16 protein-coding genes are annotated in these 16,768 nt (G+C 64.5%); 11 read left to right on the forward strand and 5 right to left on the reverse strand.

The genetic code is table 11. From position 1 onward, the window contains the following. Together B2V21_RS02365 and B2V21_RS02370 are read right to left on the reverse strand one after the other, a co-directional pair. Positions 1-715: TOBE domain-containing protein (locus B2V21_RS02365; protein WP_286915924.1), on the reverse strand; the 715-nt coding region annotated here is incomplete at its 3' end. Positions 716-724: 9 nt separating this feature from the next. Further along, positions 725-1,456 (reverse strand): ComF family protein, encoded by a 732-nt coding sequence (locus B2V21_RS02370; protein WP_286915925.1) that lies wholly within the window; start codon positions 1,454-1,456, stop codon positions 725-727. A 100-nt stretch (positions 1,457-1,556) separates the two neighbouring features. On the opposite strand from B2V21_RS02370, the gene bioB reads away from it, so the two are divergent. From bioB to bioD, 5 genes are all read left to right on the forward strand, one after another. Then, entirely contained in the window at positions 1,557-2,615 is a 1,059-nt protein-coding gene (gene bioB / locus B2V21_RS02375) for a biotin synthase BioB (protein WP_122743987.1), read from the forward strand. A gap of 52 nt (positions 2,616-2,667) precedes the next feature. Next, positions 2,668-3,840 carry an 8-amino-7-oxononanoate synthase gene (gene bioF, locus B2V21_RS02380; protein ID WP_286915926.1) on the forward strand — a complete coding sequence of 391 codons (1,173 nt, stop codon included), beginning with the start codon at positions 2,668-2,670 and terminating at the stop codon, positions 3,838-3,840. Then, a complete protein-coding gene (locus B2V21_RS02385; protein WP_286915927.1) occupies positions 3,833-4,549 on the forward strand; it encodes an alpha/beta fold hydrolase in 717 nt (238 codons plus the stop codon). The genes bioF and B2V21_RS02385 overlap by 8 nt, the downstream gene beginning before the upstream one ends. A gap of 76 nt (positions 4,550-4,625) precedes the next feature. Further along, positions 4,626-5,441 carry a malonyl-ACP O-methyltransferase BioC gene (gene bioC / locus B2V21_RS02390; RefSeq protein WP_286915928.1) on the forward strand — a complete coding sequence of 272 codons (816 nt, stop codon included), beginning with the start codon at positions 4,626-4,628 and terminating at the stop codon, positions 5,439-5,441. Then, on the forward strand, positions 5,438-6,118 hold the full coding sequence (gene bioD / locus B2V21_RS02395; protein WP_049862082.1) for a dethiobiotin synthase: 681 nt from the start codon (positions 5,438-5,440) through the stop codon (positions 6,116-6,118). The genes bioC and bioD overlap by 4 nt, the downstream gene beginning before the upstream one ends. A gap of 6 nt (positions 6,119-6,124) precedes the next feature. Here bioD and B2V21_RS02400 read toward each other — a convergent pair whose 3' ends face one another. From B2V21_RS02400 to B2V21_RS02410, 3 genes are all read right to left on the reverse strand, one after another. Beyond that, entirely contained in the window at positions 6,125-6,511 is a 387-nt protein-coding gene (locus B2V21_RS02400) for a type II toxin-antitoxin system VapC family toxin (protein WP_049862083.1), read from the reverse strand. Beyond that, complete coding sequence (locus B2V21_RS02405; protein WP_049862084.1) at positions 6,508-6,747, reverse strand: type II toxin-antitoxin system Phd/YefM family antitoxin; 240 nt, start codon at positions 6,745-6,747, stop codon at positions 6,508-6,510. Before B2V21_RS02405 ends, B2V21_RS02400 begins: the two co-directional genes overlap by 4 nt. A gap of 149 nt (positions 6,748-6,896) precedes the next feature. Further along, positions 6,897-7,934: a LacI family DNA-binding transcriptional regulator gene (locus tag B2V21_RS02410; RefSeq protein WP_286915929.1), complete on the reverse strand. Its 1,038-nt coding sequence runs from the start codon at positions 7,932-7,934 to the stop codon at positions 6,897-6,899. A 255-nt stretch (positions 7,935-8,189) separates the two neighbouring features. Here B2V21_RS02410 and B2V21_RS02415 point away from each other — a divergent pair, with 255 nt between their 5' ends. The 6 genes from B2V21_RS02415 to B2V21_RS02440 all read left to right on the forward strand — a co-directional run bounded on the left by B2V21_RS02415 (position 8,190) and on the right by B2V21_RS02440 (position 16,693). Then, positions 8,190-10,325, forward strand: coding sequence for a TonB-dependent receptor (locus B2V21_RS02415; protein ID WP_286915951.1), 2,136 nt, complete (start codon positions 8,190-8,192; stop codon positions 10,323-10,325). Between the two features lies 1 nt (position 10,326). Beyond that, a complete protein-coding gene (locus B2V21_RS02420) occupies positions 10,327-11,643 on the forward strand; it encodes an LLM class flavin-dependent oxidoreductase (protein ID WP_286915930.1) in 1,317 nt (438 codons plus the stop codon). A gap of 38 nt (positions 11,644-11,681) precedes the next feature. Further along, the gene (gene mgrA, locus B2V21_RS02425; protein ID WP_286915931.1) at positions 11,682-12,719 is read left to right on the forward strand and encodes an L-glyceraldehyde 3-phosphate reductase; all 1,038 of its coding nucleotides are present in this window, start codon (positions 11,682-11,684) and stop codon (positions 12,717-12,719) included. Between the two features lie 12 nt (positions 12,720-12,731). After that, positions 12,732-13,655 (forward strand): aliphatic sulfonate ABC transporter substrate-binding protein, encoded by a 924-nt coding sequence (locus B2V21_RS02430; RefSeq protein WP_286915932.1) that lies wholly within the window; start codon positions 12,732-12,734, stop codon positions 13,653-13,655. Positions 13,656-13,740: 85 nt separating this feature from the next. Next, positions 13,741-15,642 carry a PhoX family protein gene (locus B2V21_RS02435; protein ID WP_049862090.1) on the forward strand — a complete coding sequence of 634 codons (1,902 nt, stop codon included), beginning with the start codon at positions 13,741-13,743 and terminating at the stop codon, positions 15,640-15,642. 76 nt (positions 15,643-15,718) lie between these two features. After that, on the forward strand, positions 15,719-16,693 hold the full coding sequence (locus tag B2V21_RS02440; RefSeq protein WP_049862091.1) for a serine/threonine protein kinase: 975 nt from the start codon (positions 15,719-15,721) through the stop codon (positions 16,691-16,693). The last annotated feature ends 75 nt before the right edge of the window (positions 16,694-16,768 follow it).

The raw sequence follows: 16,768 nt of genomic DNA on the forward strand, positions 1-16,768 counted from the left end.
CGAACCAGACATTGACCGGCTCGCCCTCTCGGACCGGTCCGAGCGGAGACAGTGCGCAGAGGGTCTGCCCATTGGCCAGCCCGATGCGCATTTCACAGGGCCCCTGGTCCTGGAGCAGGACCTGCTCCAGGAGCCCTTGCAGGCAGTTGTGACCGGGGACACCGGCGACCTCCACCGGCAACACGCAGAGCCAACCGGCCTTGATCAAGGCCACCACCCCGGCGCCCGGGGCCAGCGAAAGGGTTTGCGTGCTGTCGTGGGTGATCTGGGCACGCAGGTTCAGCCCTGCGCCAAGATCCAGGGTGATGTGGTCGTTGCGACCTTGCGCCTCGATGGCACTCACGCGGCCATGCAACTGGTTGCGTGCACTGGTGCGCAGCATCAGTCGGCCGAGCAGGTCCAGGTCGTTGGCGTCTTCGGCGGCTTCGAGGACCTGCGCCTGCAGCGCTTGAAGTTTCTGGTAGAGGCGCAGCATGCGCTGCCCTTCCTCGGACAGTCGGGCGCCCCCGCCGCCTTTGCCGCCCACGACGCGCTCGACCAGGGGCGTGTGAGCCAGGTTGTTGAGTTCGTCGATGGCGTCCCAGGCGCCTTTGTAGCTCAGGCCGGCGGCCTTGGCGGCGCGGGTGATCGAACCCTGCTCGGCAATATGCCGCAGCAGCTCGATGCGTTGCGGACGACGTGCGATGTGTTGGGCCAGCAAAGGGGACAAGGTCATGGTTCAAGGCTACTCGGCCTTGGCCGTGCGCGCCAGACAGTAGACGTCCACGCGCGCGGCGCCGGCCTTGCGCAGCAGCACCGCCAAGGCCTGGGCAGTGGCGCCAGTAGTGATCACGTCGTCGACCAGGGTCACGTGCAGCCCTTCCAGCCTCGCGTCAGGCATCACGGAAAAAGCGTGTTGCAGATTGTGCAGCCGCGCCTTGGCACCCAGTTCCTGCTGGGCTCGTGTTTCGAGCGCGCGCTGAACGAGGGTCGAATCGCAGTCGATATGCAGCGCCCTGGACAGCCAGCCAGCGAGCATTTCAGCCTGGTTGAAACCGCGCTTGCGCAGGCGTTTGCGGCCCATGGGCACCGGGATCAGCAATTGCGGGCGCGGCAGATCCTCGTTGAAACGGTGGTCGAGCCAGTGGCTGGTCAACTCTGCCAGCAGGCGCCCGTAGGGCCACTGGCTGTTGTGCTTGAAACGCGTGATCAGGCTGTCGACGGGGAAACCGTAATGCCAGGGGGTTTCCACCTTCTCGAAGGCGGGCGGACGGCGCCGGCACGGGGCGCAGGTGAATCCGCTCATGGCCAGCGGCAGGGCACACACCACACATTGCTCGTCCAGCCAGGGCAGATCGCATTCGCAGGCCTCGCAGAGCGCATAGGGGTTACCCGAAGCGCCATCACACAGCAAGCAGGACTGATCACTTTTTATCCACTTGTAAACCGAGGTATTGACAGCAGGTTGACAGTACATGGCGCTTCCTTAATCATGCCCGCATTCGACTCAATAGCCGCGTTGCGCCCATGGACATTCCGTGTCCTGGACTTGACCGAGCATAAACAAGGAATCGCCGATGAGCGCCAGTACAACTGCAACCGTTCGTCACGACTGGACCCTGGCCGAGGTCAAGGCGCTGTTCGTGCAGCCTTTCAACGACCTGCTGTTTCAGGCGCAAAGCGTGCATCGCGCGCATTTCGATCCCAATCGGGTTCAGGTCTCGACCCTGCTGTCGATCAAGACCGGCGCCTGCCCTGAGGACTGCAAATACTGTCCGCAGTCGGGGCACTACAACACCGGGCTGGAAAAAGAAAAGCTGATGGAAGTGCAGAAGGTGCTCGAAGAAGCCGCCCGCGCCAAGGCGATCGGTTCGACGCGATTCTGCATGGGCGCAGCCTGGAAGCACCCCTCGGCCAAGGACATGCCGTATGTGTTGCAGATGGTTGCCGGGGTCAAGGCCATGGGCCTGGAAACCTGCATGACCCTGGGCCGGCTGGACGAAGACCAGACCAAGGCACTGGCCCAGGCCGGGCTGGACTATTACAACCACAACCTGGACACCTCGCCGGAGTTCTACGGCAGCATCATCACCACCCGCACCTACAGCGAGCGCCTGCAGACCCTGGCCCACGTGCGCGACGCCGGCATGAAGATCTGCTCGGGCGGCATTCTGGGCATGGGCGAGTCGCTGGACGACCGCGCCGGGCTGCTGATCCAGTTGGCCAACCTGCCGGAGCATCCCGAGTCGGTGCCGATCAACATGCTGGTGAAGGTCGCCGGCACCCCGCTCGAGAACGCCGAGGATGTCGATCCGTTCGACTTCATCCGCATGCTGGCCGTGGCCCGCATTCTCATGCCGCAATCCCACGTGCGTCTGTCCGCCGGGCGTGAGGCGATGAACGAGCAGATGCAGGCACTGGCCTTCCTGGCCGGGGCCAACTCGATCTTCTACGGCGACAAGCTGCTGACCACCGCCAACCCGCAGGCGGACAAGGACATGCAGTTGTTCGCCCGCCTCGGGATCGCCCCAGAAGCGCGCGAAGAACACGCTGACGAAGTCCATCAAGCGGCCATCGAACAAGCCCTGGTCGAACAGAAGAGCAGCGACCTCTTCTACGACGCTGCCTCCGCCTGACCCTGCGCCGGCCCAAGCGGCCGGCGTTCACCCACTGCCATTCGAGGCCTGCATGCCCTTCGACCTCAGCGCGCGCTTGGCCGAGCGCCGCGCCGCCGACCTCTATCGTCAGCGTCCATTGCTGCAAAGCCCGCAAGGGCCGCGCGTGGTGGTCGATGGCCAACCGCTGCTGGCCTTCTGCAGCAACGACTATCTGGGTCTGGCCAACCACCCCGACGTGATCAAGGCCTGGCGCGAGGGCGCCGAGCGCTGGGGCGTGGGGGGCGGAGCGTCCCACCTGGTGGTTGGCCACAGCAGCCCTCACCATGCGCTGGAAGAAGCCCTGGCTGAATTCACCGGGCGCCCACGGGCGTTGCTGTTCTCCACCGGCTACATGGCCAATCTGGGGGCGGTCACTGCCTTGGTGGGGCAAGGCGATAGCGTGTTGCAGGACCGTCTCAACCACGCCTCGCTGCTGGACGCCGGCCTGCTCAGCGGCGCGCGCTTCAGCCGTTATCTGCACAATGATGCCGCCAGCCTGGAAACACGCCTGGCCAAAGCCGTCGGCAACACGCTCGTGGCGACCGATGGCGTGTTCAGCATGGACGGCGACCTCGCCGAGCTGCCACGACTGGCCGCCGTTGCGCGGGCAAAGGGCGCCTGGCTGCTGGTCGACGACGCCCACGGATTCGGTGCCCTGGGCGCTACCGGCGGCGGTATCGTCGAGCATTTCGGGCTAGGGATGGACGATGTGCAAGTACTGGTCGGTACCCTGGGCAAGGGCTTTGGCACCGCAGGCGCGTTCGTGGCTGGCAGCGAGGAACTGATCGAGACCCTGGTGCAGTTCGCTCGGCCCTACATTTACACGACCAGCCAGCCACCGGCGCTGGCCTGCGCCACCTTGCGCAGCCTGCAACTGCTGCGCAGCGAACACTGGCGACGCGAACACCTGGCGAGCCTGATCACCCAGTTCCGATACGGCGCCGCCCAGTTGGGCCTGACCTTGATGGACAGTTTCACGCCCATTCAGCCGATTCTGGTCGGCGATGCCGGACGTGCCTTGCGCTTGTCTCAGTTGTTACGGGAGCGCGGATTGTTGGTCACGGCCATACGTCCGCCGACCGTGCCTGCCGGCAGTGCGCGGTTGCGGGTGACGCTTTCGGCAGCGCACAGCAGTGCCCAGGTCCAGCAATTGCTCAATGCGCTGGCTGAATGCTACCCGCTGCTGGGAGCCGAACATGTCTGATCGTCTGATCCTGCTGCCCGGCTGGGGCTTGGGCACCGGTGCCCTGGAGCCGTTGGTCGCTGCGCTGCAGCAGCTCGCTGAACCCGTGCCGGTGCAGATCGAACCCTTGCCCACGCCAGACTCGGCGGGGCTATCTGGTTGGCTGGATGCGCTCGACGCATGCGTGCCGGACGGTGTCTGGCTGGGTGGCTGGTCGCTGGGGGGCATGCTTGCCGCCGAGCTCGCGGCGCGCCGGGGTGAACGCTGCCCCGGCCTGTTGACCCTGGCCAGCAACGCTTGTTTCGTGGCCCGCGCCGACTGGCCGGATGCAATGCCCGCTGAGACGTTCGAAGCGTTTCTGGCCGCTTGCGAGGCGGATCCGAAAACCCTGCTGAAGCGCTTCGCGTCGTTCTGTGCGCAAGGCGCTGCTGATCCGCGCGGGCTTTCTCGGCGACTGGCGGTTGCTGAGCCGGCTTCGATACAGACGTTGGTCGAGGGCCTGCACGTGCTCGCGGAGCTGGATACTCGTGCCGCGTTGCAGGCGTTTGCCGGGCCGCAACTGCACCTGTTTGCCGGGAGCGATTCGCTGGTGCCCGTCGGGGCAGTGAGTGCATTGCGCAAGCTGGTGCCGGAGGCCCAGTTCGGCGTGGTCGAGCGGGCCAGCCATGGGTTCATGCTGGAAGACCCGGATAGGGTCGCCGGTGCAATTGGGGCCTTTGTGCATGAGTGAGAGGAACGGGATTGTGCTTGGCGCAGGCGTTGAGGTAGCAGATGACGCGGCTTGCGCCGCTGCTACAGGGGGTGAGGTGAGGCGGGAGACTGCGCTCGGGTTGCCGGAAAAGCGGCTGGTGGCGGCGTCGTTCTCCAAGGCGGCGGCGAGCTATGACAGCGTCGCGCAATTGCAGCGGGACGTGGGTCACTCATTGCTCACTCGACTGCCAGACGGCCTGCAACCCTGGCAATGGCTCGACCTGGGCAGCGGCACCGGCTACTTCAGCCGTGTTCTGGCCCAGCGTTTTCCAAGCGGCGTCGGTGTGGCGCTGGACATCGCCGAAGGCATGCTCAGCCACGCGCGGGTACAGGGTGGTGCCACTTGGCATGTGGCTGGCGATGCCGAGCAGCTGCCGTTGCGCGACGGCAGCTGTGGTCTGATCTATTCCAGCCTGGCGGTGCAATGGTGCAGTGACTTCGCCGCCGTGCTCGCCGAGGCTCGCAGAACCTTGCAGCCCGGCGGCGTGCTGGCCTTTGCCAGCCTGTGCGCGGGCACGCTGCACGAGCTGCGGCAAAGCTGGCGAGCGGTGGATGGCCGAGTGCACGTCAACCGCTTCCGTGAATTCGCCGACTACCAACGCCTGTGTGCGGACAGCGGCCTGGAGGTGCTGGGCCTGGATAACGTGCCCCATGTGCTGCACTACGCCGACGTGCGCGGCCTGACCCATGAGCTCAAGGCCTTGGGCGCACACAACCTCAACCCCGGTCGCCCCGACGGCCTGACCGGCCGCGTGCGCATGCTCGGTCTGCTGCAGGCCTATGAAGCCTTTCGTGCACCCCAGGGGCTGCCAGCCACCTACCAGGTGGTCTACGCTGTGCTGCGCAAACCCGTCGAGCAAGGACAATCCTGATGAGCGCCTATTTCATCGCCGGTACGGACACGGACATCGGCAAGACCACCGTGGCCGCCGGCCTGCTGCACGCTGCCAGCCTCAAGGGCCTGAGCACCCTGGGCGCAAAGCCCGTTGCCTCGGGTTGCGAGGTGACCCCCAAGGGCCTGCGCAACAGCGACGCGTTGGCCTTGATGGCCCAGAGCTCGCTCAAGCTTGAGTACGCGCAGATCAACCCGGTCGCCTTCGAACCCGCAATCGCACCCCACATCGCCGCCCGCGAGGCCGGCGTGGCCCTCACCGTTGGCTCGCTCTTGGCCCCCATGCGTGAGGTGCTGGCCCGGCAGGCCGACTTCACCCTGATCGAAGGCGCTGGTGGCTGGCGCGTGCCGCTGTCCGACCAGGCCAATCTGTCGGACCTGGCCATTGCCTTGAAGCTGCCGGTGATTCTGGTGGTGGGCGTGCGCCTTGGCGCTATCAGCCATGCGCTGCTGAGCGCGGAAGCCATCGCCCGCGACGGCCTGCAACTGGCCGGCTGGGTGGCCAACATCATCGAACCGAAAACCTCACGCCTGGAAGACAACCTCGCCACCCTGGCCGAACGCCTGCCGGCCCCTTGCCTGGGTCGCGTGCCCTACCTGAAGAACGCCAGCGCACAGAGCGTGGCCGAATATCTGCATATCGAGCTTCTTGGGTAGCAAGGCTCAAACCTGCAACGCGGGTGCGCCGTATTGACTCAACAGTGCGTCGGCCGTCAGTAGCTGCATGCTTTCCAGAGTGGCTTGGGCAAACAGCAGGCGGTCGAATGGATCGCGGTGAATGGGCGGCAGCTTTTCAACGGCCATGCCATGGGCTGCCGTGATCGGCAGTTCGTGGTAGCCATTGAGCAATAGCTGACGGCGCAGACCCACCGTATCGATCACTATGCCGCTGCGGCTGAGGCCGTTTTTGATAGCCACTTCCCATAGGCTTGCCGCGCTGAAGTAAACCTCGTGATCCAGATTGGCGATCAAGGATCGAGCTTTTGAGGAAAGCATTGGGCTGTCCTTGGCGACCCAGATCAGGATATGCGTGTCGAGCAGTAACTTCACACCTTGCCCTCGAAGAGATTGGTGACCTCATTGTCGAGCTCATCAAAGTCTTCCGGAACCACAAGATCAAGCATGAAACCGATACGCTTTGCTTCGCGCGGCTCTGGCGCATCATAGGCCACCAGCTTGGCAATGGGCTTGCCGGCCTTGGCGATGACCACCACTTCACCGGCTGCGGCTTGTTCGAGCAAGCGCGACAGATTGCTCTTGGCGTCGTGAATGTTGTGGATGGCCATTGGTGGCGACTCCCTTGGCAGGACAAACGATCTGTGCAAGGCAAAACCATGCGATGCATGTTAAGTCTAGCCTAGCCCGACGTGTTAGCTAATGCATTCTTGTGTGTCATTTTCAAACGCAGGTGCGAAGTCGAAGGCCGCTTTGCGTATCAACTGCTCTCCCGCGCCACCAGTTCGCAGTCGAGCAGCTCCAGATGCGGCGGCTCGCTCTCGATGATGCCCAGGCTTTGCAGGACACGAGTCGCTGCCAACACGCCAATCTGCAGCGCAGGCGGCCTGATGGTGGTCAGGCTGGGCAGGAGCATTTCGGCGAAGGGGTAGTCGCCGAAGCCCATCACCGCGCAATCCTGTGGAATGCGCAGCCCGGCGCGCTGGGCCGCCAGCAAGCCGCCGGCGGCCAGGTTGTCGTTGGCGAAGATGATCGCATCCGGAGGGGTCGGGCTCGCCATCAGGGCATGCAGGGCCTGTTTGCCGGCTTCGAAAGGCGCCAAGGAGGGATCGGGAGCGAACACCTGGGGTTCCAGGCCCAGCTCGGCCAGCGTCGCGGCATAGCCGTCTCGACGCTCGAGTGCACTCAAGTCGCCCGCTGCGCTGTTCTGGACGAAGGCGATGCGCCGGTAGCCTTCGCCGTACAGATAGCGCACCGAAGTGACGCCCACCTGAGCATGCGAGAAGCCGATCTGCATCGGCGCGCGTTCGGGTTGATAGTCCCAGGTTTCCACCAGCGGTATCTGCGCTTGGGCCAACATCTTCTCGGTGCCGACGCTGTGGAAGTGGCTGGTCAGCACCAAGGCCGCAGGCGACCAGCCAAGGAAGGCACGCACAGCGTTCTCCTCCTGCTCGGCGCTGAAATAGCTGGACGCCAGCAGCACTTGGTAGCCATGCCTGCTCAAGGTATCGCTGAAGCCTTGAATGGTATGGGCGAAGATCGGCCCGGAAATGTTCGGAATGACCATGCCGACGATCTTGCCCCGCGCCGACGCCAGCCCTCCGGCCACCAGATTGGGAACATAACCCAGCTCCGTCACCGCCTGGGCGATGCGCTGCCGATGCTCGTCCGATACCAGGTCCGGTCGATTGAAATACCGCGATACGGTCATGGCAGAGACCCCCGCGTGGGTGGCCACACTGGCCAGTGTCACGCGGCCAGCACCACGGCGCTTGCGCTGATGCTTGGGATCGGTCATCTGCCTGCCTCTAATAACTAATAACCATAAACGGTAGAAATTACGGTATTTGACCGTATAAGCGTTCATCGCCACTATTCGCCATGTTAGCGCTAACCAGCTGACCTGTCTGCTACTCGCTCGAGCGAATGCTGCGCCAATCAAAACAATGTCCAGCCCCTGTTCGAGCGACCCGCCATGCCACAGCGTCAATCTTTCGCAATCAAGACTTCCGTATTGTCCCAGGCCGTCGCTGCGGCCATCGCCCTGGGCGCAATGCCCACCTTTGCCGCTCAGGGCGATGAAGAGTCGGTCAGCCTGCAGGCCGTCACGGTCACGGCCACGAGGCGCGCCGAGTCGCTGCTGAAAGTGCCGGTGGCGGTGTCGGTGGTCGACGGCGAGCAGCTGGAACGGGACAACCGCAACGGCGTTGCGAGCATCGTGCAACAGGTGCCCAGCCTGAATTTCCGCACCGGCGCCTCGAACAAGGACACCTCGCTGTTCATCCGTGGGGTGGGCACCATTTCCACCTCACCCGGCGTGGAGCCCACCGTGGCCACGGTCATCGATGGCGTGGTGTACGGGCGCCCCGGCCAGGCCACCCTGGACCTGTTGGATCTGGAACGCATCGAAGTGCTGCGCGGCCCGCAAGGCACGCTGTTCGGCAAGAACGCCTCGGCCGGCGTGTTGAACATCGTGACCAAGGCGCCCACCGAAGAGACCCACGGCTACATCGACCAGTCGTACTACAGCGGCAACGAAAGCCGCACCCGCTTCGGTATCGGTGGCAGCCTGATCCCCGACACCCTCAAGGGCTCGCTGACCACGCTGTTCGGCAGCTACGACGGCAACGTCGACAACCGCGCCAATGGTCACGAAGTCAATGGCTACAACCGCAAGGGCGTGCGGGGGAAGCTCGAGTTCACCCCCAATGACGACCTCACGCTTATTTTGGCCGCCGACTACATGCAGAGCCACGACGACGCGCCCAATGGCGTCGTCAGCAAGGCACTCACTCCCGCGTTCGCGGGCGCCCTGGCGCCTGTGTCGGCCAGCGGCCACAGCCGTGATATCGCCAGCGACTACCGCAGCCATGTCGAGGACATCAACAAAGGCCTGTCGGCCCAGTTGGACTGGAACCTGGGCGACTACACCCTGACCTCGATCACCGCCTGGCGCGGCTGGAACAACACCCAATGGCAGGACGGCGACCGCCTGGCGACCATCACCAGCGCCTTTCCCGGCACGGAAGACAAGGGCGACCTGAGCTACGACCAGTACTCACAGGAAGTCCGCCTGGCCTCGCCCAAGGGTGAGTTCGTGGAGTACGTCGGCGGGCTGTTCTACATGCACGGCAAGGACGACGAAACCTACCGCCGCACCTTGGTGACACCGACCGGCAGCCAGCGCGGCGTGGCCGACTACACCACCACCAGCGACAGCTACTCTGCCTTCGGTGAGACCACCCTCAACTTCACCTCGCGGCTGCGCGGCATCGCCGGCCTGCGCTGGACCCACGACGACCTGGAATACGATCACCGTCGCGTGTCGACCTCGGCCACGACCGTCAGCGGCATCCAGCCGGGCACCCGCAGTTCAGGCTCGGTGGATGAGGATGGCTGGTCCGGACGACTGGGCGTGCAGTACGACCTCAGTGACGACGTCATGGCTTATGTCACCTATTCACGCGGGTACAAAGGCCCTGCCTACAACGTGTTCTTCAACATGCAGCCGCGCGACACCGACGCGCTCAAGCCGGAAACCTCTAACACCTGGGAAGCGGGGATCAAGGCCAGCGCCTGGGACAACCGCCTGACCACCAACGTGGCGGTCTTTCACAGCGAGTACGACAACTACCAGGCGAACTTCTTCGACACCGTGGCCAACCAGGTGGTGACGCGACTGATCAACGCCGGCAGCGTCAGCACCGAGGGCGTCGAGCTGGACTACGCCCTGCAGGCCACACAGAACCTCAAGCTGTCCGGCGCACTGGCCTACACCCGTGCGCGCATCGATCAGTTCAGTTGCCCGGCCGGCGCGGCCGCTTCCTGCAACGTCGACGGCAAGACCCTGCCCTACAGCCCCGACTGGAAGAGCTACGTGCGCGCCGACTACAGCATTCCATTGGCCAATGGCCTGGATGTGGAGCTGGGGACCGATTACAGCTGGCAGAGTGAAGTGCAGTACGACATCAGCCAGAACCCGGACACCAAGCAAGGTGCCTATGGCATCTGGAATGCCAGCATCGCCTTGGCCGACTACACCAATGGCTGGCGTGTCGCGCTGCTGGGCAAGAACCTGGCCGACAAGTCCTACTCGCCGATGCTGGCCAGTGGCAGCGGCTATATCTACCGCGCCGTGCCTCGTGATGACGAGCGCTACTTCGGCGTGCAACTGCGCAAGGATTTCTGACATGAGCGCCAGACAGATGAAACTGGGTGCCTTTCTGATGGCCACCGGGCACCACGTGGCTGCCTGGCGCCATCCCCAGGTGCCGGCCGATGCCGGGCTCGATTTCCAGCATTACCAGCACCTGGCGCAGGTGGCCGAGGCGGCTTGCTTCGACACCCTGTTCCTGGCCGACAGCGTGGCAGCAGCCACCGGCGACAGCGCCAGCCAGATGGCCCGCTCCGACCATTTCGAACCATTGACCCTGCTCTCGGCCCTGAGCGTGGTCACCGAACGCATCGGCCTGATCAGTACGGTCACTACCAGCTACAACGAGCCCTATCACGTGGCGCGCAAGTTCGCCTCGCTGGATCATCTGTCCGGTGGCCGCGCCGGCTGGAACCTGGTGACCTCGGACGCCGCGGCCGAGGCCGGCAACTTCGGCCGCGCCGAACACATCGGCCACGCCGAGCGCTACAGCCGGGCGCAGGAGTTTCATCAGGTGGTCACGGGTCTCTGGGACAGCTGGAGCGCCGATGCCTTCGTGCGCGACAAGGCCAGCGGCCAATACTACGACCCGGCCGGGCGCCGCGAGCTGAACCATGTCGGCGAGCACTTCAAGGTCAAGGGCCCCCTCAACGTCGCCCGCTCACCGCAAGGGCGACCGGTGGTGGTGCAGGCCGGTTCGTCCGAAGCCGGCCGCGCGCTGGCGGCACGGACCGCCGATGTGATCTTCACCGCGCAGCCTTCGTTGGCCGCCGCGCAAGCGTTCTACGCCGACCTCAAGAACCGCGCGGCCACATTCGGTCGTGGCGCCGATGAGCTGAAGATCATGCCTGGGGTGTTCGTGGTGGTCGGCGAAACCCAGGCCCTGGCGCAGGCCAAGTTCGAAGCATTCCAGGACCTGGTGCAACCCGAGGTCGGGGTTGCGCTGCTGGGCCGCATGCTGGGCAACTTCGACTTGTCCGGCTACCCGCCGGACGGACCGCTGCCCGAGCTGCCCCTGACCGACAGCGGCCAGCGTAGCCGTCAGCAACTGCTCAGCGAACTGGCCGAGCGCGAGCACCTCAACCTGGCGCAACTGGGTCGCCGAATCGCCGGGGGGCGTGGGCATTTCAGTCTTATCGGCACTGCGGCGCAGATCGCCGACCAATTGCAGCTATGGTTCCAGAACGGCGCCGCCGATGGTTTCAACGTGTTGGTGCCGCATCTGCCCGGCGGGCTCGAAGACTTCGCACGCCAGGTGGTGCCCGAACTGCAACGCCGCGGCCTGTTCCGCACCCACTACACAGGCACCACGTTGCGTGAGCATCTGGGCCTGCCCGAAATCAATGGGCGCTGATCTGGCGCCCTTCGACATACCTTGAAGCGAGGCTTTCCATGACCTACATCGCTGCCGAACATCGCTACCAGCGCCTGCCCTACCGCCGTGTCGGCCGTAGCGGCCTGGTGTTGCCAGCACTGTCCCTGGGGTTGTGGCACAACTTTGGCGACAGCACCCCGATCGACACCCAGCGCAGTTTGTTGCGCACCGCCTTCGATCTGGGCATCAACCACTTCGACCTGGCCAATAACTACGGCCCGCCCTATGGCAGTGCCGAGATCAATTTCGGCCGTCTGCTGCGCGAGGACTTCAAGCACTACCGTGACGAGCTGATCATCTCCAGCAAGGCCGGTTGGGACATGTGGCCCGGTCCGTACGGTCAGGGCGGCGGCTCGCGCAAGTACATCCTGGCCAGCCTCGACCAGAGCCTGCAACGGCTGGGCCTGGACTATGTGGATATCTTCTACTCGCACCGCTTCGACCCCGACACGCCGTTGGAAGAAACCGCCGGTGCCCTGGCCACGGCGGTGCAACAGGGCAAGGCGCTGTACATCGGCATTTCCTCGTATTCCGGGGTCAAGACCCGTGAGATCGCCGCCCTGCTCAAGGAGTGGAAGGTGCCGCTGCTGATTCACCAGCCTGCCTACAACCTGCTCAACCGCTGGGTGGAGAACGACCTGCTGCAGGTCACCGACGAACTGGGCGCCGGTGTCATTGCCTTCACGCCGCTGGCGCAAGGGCTGCTCACCGACAAGTACCTGCAAGGCGTGCCGGCCGATGCACGGGTCAACCGTCCCGGCGGCGGCTCGTTGCTGCCTGGGCACTTGAGCGAGGCCAACCTGACCCACGTTCGCGCGCTCAACGAAATCGCCCGTCGCCGCGGCCAGAGCCTGGCGCAATTGGCCCTGGCCTGGACCCTGCGCGACAGCCGCGTGACCAGCGCCCTGATCGGCGCCAGCCGTCCCGAGCAGATCATCGAAAACGTCGGCGCACTGGACAACCTCAGCTTCAGCGCCGAGGAACTGGCCGAGATCGACCGCCATGCGGTGGAAGGCGGCATCAACCTCTGGGAAAAACCCTCGACTGCGCAATAAGGGATCGATCACATGAAGACACTCGCTCGCGTGGGCGCCGTACTGGCCTTGCTGGGCCTGGCTGGCGCCGCTCTGGCCGATCCGGCGGCGCTGCGCATCGGCTATCAGAAAGGCTCGATTGCCCTGGTCCTGGCCAAGCAGCATGGCCTGCTGGAAAAACGCTTCGGGCAGACCCAGATCCAGTGGATCGAATTTCCCGCTGGCCCGCAGATGCTCGAGGCCTTGAACATCGGCAGCCTCGATGTAGCGGCCACGGGCGATATCCCGCCGCTGTTCGCGCAGGCAGCGGGCGCGGACCTTGTGTACATCGGTGCCGAGCCGGCCAAACCCCAGGCCGAGACCTTGCTGGTCAAGGACACCAGTACGTTCGCTCAGGTCGCCGACCTCAAAGGCAAGAAGGTCGCCTTTCAGAAAGGCTCCAGCTCGCACAACCTGATCCTGCGGGCGCTGAACAAGGCTGGCCTGAGCTATCGGGACATTCAGCCGGTGTACCTGAGCCCGGCCGACGCCCGGGCGGCCTTCGAACAAGGCAGCGTCGACGCCTGGGCAATCTGGGAACCCTACTCGTCGCTGGCCCTGAGCCAGGGTCATGCGCGGCTGTTGGCCGATGGCAGCGGCCTGGGTCTGGGCGGGCCGATCTACACCGCACGGCGCGCCTATGCCCAGGCCAACGGCGAGTTTATCCACAACCTGCTGGACCAACTCAGCAGCGCGGAGGCGCTGACTCGCACCGAGCATGCACAGAGCATCGCAGTGCTGGCCCAGTCCATGGAGCTGCCGGAGTCAGTGGTCGAGCGTTATGTGGACAACCGCCCACCCTCCCCCGTACGGCCTGTGGATAACGCCGTGATCCAGACCCAGCAGGCGACTGCCGACCTGTTCTACCAGAACAAGCTGCTGCCCAAGGCGTTGGATGTCGGCCAAGTGGCGCAGTGAGCCTGTACGAGGATTAAGCCACGGTCTGCAATCTGTTCGTCACAATCCCTCCTTAAGGTACTCGCTGACCTGAAGGGAGATCACCATGAGCCTGTTAGAAGAACACCAAGCCACCGACCTGGAAAAGATCACCGGCCTGAGCCGTCGCCGCTTCATCGGCGCTGGCGCCCTGTGCGGTGCCGCGATGTTCCTGGGCGGCAACCTGCTGACCCGCACGGCCATGGCCAACGCGGTCAGCGCCGGCAACAGCGCATTGCTGGGCTTTACCGGTATTGCCGCTGCCACCAGCGATACCATCAGCCTGCCGCCCGGCTACCAGGCCAGTGTGCTGATCAGCTGGGGGCAGCCACTGCAGGCCGGTGGCCCGGCCTTCGATCCCAGCGGCAACGGCAGCGCCGAGGCCCAGGAAGTGCAGTTCGGTGACAACAACGACGGCATGAGTCTGTTCCCCTTCCCCAACGACGCCAATCGCGCGTTGATGGCAATCAACAACGAATACACCAACTACCGCTATTTGTATGCCCACGGCGGCAGCCCGCAGTCAGCCGAAGAAGTGCGCAAGGCCCTGGCCTGCGAAGGCCTGTCGGTGATCGAGATCCAGCGCAAGGGCGGCCACTGGCATTTCGTCCAGGGCTCACAATACAACCGCCGCGTTCACGGCAACACGCCGATCCGCGTCAGCGGCCCGGCGGCCGGTGATGCCCTGCTCAAGACTGCGGCCGACAGCACCGGGCAACTGGTGCATGGCACCTTCCAGAACTGCGCCAACGGCAAGACCCCCTGGGGCACCTACCTGACGTGCGAAGAAAACTTCACCGACTGCTTCGGCAGCACCGACGCTACCCTGGCGTTCACTCCCGCGCAGAAACGCTACGGGGTGGTCGCGGCGAGCAAGGAAATCAACTGGCACCCCCACGACCCGCGCTTCGACATGGCGCGCAATCCCAACGAACTCAACCGCTTCGGCTGGGTCGTGGAAGTGGACCCGTTCGACCCGACCGCCATGCCGGTCAAGCGCACCGCGCTGGGTCGCTTCAAGCACGAGAACGCGGCCCTGGCCGAAACGCGCGATGGTCGCGCGGTGGTGTACATGGGCGATGACGAGCGTGGCGAGTTTATCTACAAGTTCATCAGCCGCGACCGCATCGACCACCACAACCCCAAGGCCAACCGTGACCTGCTCGACCACGGCACGTTGTACGTCGCCCGTTTCGACAACGGCGACGGCAACCCGGATCGTCCCAAGGGGCATGGCCAGTGGGTGGAGCTGACCCATGGCAAGAACGGTCTGGACGCCAGCAAGGGCTTCGCCAGCCAGGCCGAAGTGTTGATTCACGCACGGCTCGCCGCCAGTGCCATGCAGGCCACACGCATGGACCGCCCCGAGTGGATCGTGGTCAGCCCCAAGGATGGCCAGGTCTATTGCACCCTGACCAACAACATCAAACGCGGCGACGACGGCCAGCCGGTCGGCGGCCCCAACCCGCGCGAGAAGAACGTCTACGGGCAGATCCTGCGCTGGCGCGAAAGCGGCGACGAGCACGGTGCCATGGATTTTGAGTGGGACCTGTTCCTGGTGGCCGGCAACCCCAGTGTGCATCCCGGCCAGGCCAAGGGCGGTTCGTCCAACATCAACCCGCAGAACATGTTCAACAGCCCTGATGGCCTGGCCTTCGACGATGCCGGCCGGCTCTGGGTGCAGACCGATGGCGACACCAGCAACGCCGGTGACTTCGCCGGCATGGGCAACAACCAGATGCTCTGCGCCGACCCGGCCAGCGGCGAGATTCGCCGCTTCATGGTCGGCCCGGTGGGCTGCGAAGTCACCGGCGTGAGCTTCGCCCCCGATCAACGCACCCTGTTCATCGGCATCCAGCATCCAGGTGAAAACGGTGGTTCGACCTTCCCCGAACACCTGCCCAACGGCAAGCCACGTTCTTCGGTGATCGCCATCAGCCGCGAAGACGGTGGGGTGATCGGCGCGTAACATGCCCACCGCTACTGTCGCGTCTGCGCTACCATGGCGAGCCGGACGCGGCAGCCTGCCGCGCGCAGGAGTTCGCATGGCCCACCCTTTTGAAACACTGACCCCAGACCTGGTGCTCGACGCCGTGGAAAGCATCGGCTTTCTCAGCGATGCACGGGTGCTGGCGCTCAACAGCTACGAGAACCGCGTCTACCAGGTGGGCATCGAAGATGGCCAACCGCTGATTGCCAAGTTCTACCGTCCCGATCGCTGGACCAATGCGGCCATCCTCGAAGAACACGCCTTCACCGCCGAGCTGGCCGACTGTGAAGTGCCGGTGGTTGCGCCGATGGTGCACGAGGGCCAGACGCTGTTCGAGCACGCCGGCTTTCGCTTTACTCTGTTTCCTCGTCGCGGCGGTCGCGCGCCGGAGCCGGGGAACCTCGACCAGCTCTATCGTCTGGGCCAGTTGCTCGGTCGTCTGCACGCCGTGGGTGCCACGCGCCCGTTCGAGCACCGCGAAGCGTTGGGCGTGCAGAACTTCGGCCACGATTCGTTGCAGACCCTGCTCGAAGGCAACCATGTTCCGCGCAGCCTGCTGCCCGCCTACGAGTCGGTGGCCCGCGACCTGCTCAAGCGCGTGGAAGAGGTCTACAAGGCCACGCCACACCAAAACATCCGCATGCACGGTGACTGCCACCCCGGCAACATGATGTGCCGCGACGACGTGTTCCACATCGTCGACCTCGACGATTGCCGCATGGGCCCGGCGGTCCAGGACCTGTGGATGATGCTCGCTGGCGATCGCCAGGAATGCCTTGGGCAGCTTTCCGAACTCATGGACGGCTACAGCGAGTTCCATGACTTCAACCCCCGTGAACTGGCACTGATCGAACCGCTGCGGGCGTTGCGCCTGATGCACTACAGCGCCTGGTTGGCGCGCCGCTGGGAAGACCCGGCCTTTCCGCGCAGCTTCCCCTGGTTCGGCAGCGAGCGGTACTGGGGCGACCAGGTGCTGGCGTTGCGCGAACAACTGGCGGCGCTCAACGAAGAGCCACTGAAACTGTTTTGAGCACACACGCGAGGCGTTGTGTCTCACGGCCCGATGTGTAAAGTTGCCGACCACCGCTCAATAACAAAACCATGC

Source organism: Pseudomonas sp. UBA6276 (assembly GCF_002438365.1).
Classification (GTDB): domain Bacteria; phylum Pseudomonadota; class Gammaproteobacteria; order Pseudomonadales; family Pseudomonadaceae; genus Aquipseudomonas; species Aquipseudomonas coleopterorum.

Excerpts from the sequence above, each read along its gene's own strand:
- B2V21_RS02370 (WP_286915925.1), bottom strand. The coding sequence starts at position 1,456 with ATGTACTGTCAACCTGCTGTCAATACCTCGGTTTACAAGTGGATAAAA.
- bioB (WP_122743987.1), top strand. The coding sequence starts at position 1,557 with ATGAGCGCCAGTACAACTGCAACCGTTCGTCACGACTGGACCCTGGCC.
- bioF (WP_286915926.1), top strand. The coding sequence starts at position 2,668 with ATGCCCTTCGACCTCAGCGCGCGCTTGGCCGAGCGCCGCGCCGCCGAC.
- B2V21_RS02385 (WP_286915927.1), top strand. The coding sequence starts at position 3,833 with ATGTCTGATCGTCTGATCCTGCTGCCCGGCTGGGGCTTGGGCACCGGT.
- B2V21_RS02405 (WP_049862084.1), bottom strand. The coding sequence starts at position 6,747 with ATGGCCATCCACAACATTCACGACGCCAAGAGCAATCTGTCGCGCTTG.
- B2V21_RS02410 (WP_286915929.1), bottom strand. The coding sequence starts at position 7,934 with ATGACCGATCCCAAGCATCAGCGCAAGCGCCGTGGTGCTGGCCGCGTG.
- B2V21_RS02415 (WP_286915951.1), top strand. The coding sequence starts at position 8,190 with ATGCCCACCTTTGCCGCTCAGGGCGATGAAGAGTCGGTCAGCCTGCAG.
- B2V21_RS02420 (WP_286915930.1), top strand. The coding sequence starts at position 10,327 with ATGAGCGCCAGACAGATGAAACTGGGTGCCTTTCTGATGGCCACCGGG.
- mgrA (WP_286915931.1), top strand. The coding sequence starts at position 11,682 with ATGACCTACATCGCTGCCGAACATCGCTACCAGCGCCTGCCCTACCGC.
- B2V21_RS02430 (WP_286915932.1), top strand. The coding sequence starts at position 12,732 with ATGAAGACACTCGCTCGCGTGGGCGCCGTACTGGCCTTGCTGGGCCTG.
- B2V21_RS02435 (WP_049862090.1), top strand. The coding sequence starts at position 13,741 with ATGAGCCTGTTAGAAGAACACCAAGCCACCGACCTGGAAAAGATCACC.
- B2V21_RS02440 (WP_049862091.1), top strand. The coding sequence starts at position 15,719 with ATGGCCCACCCTTTTGAAACACTGACCCCAGACCTGGTGCTCGACGCC.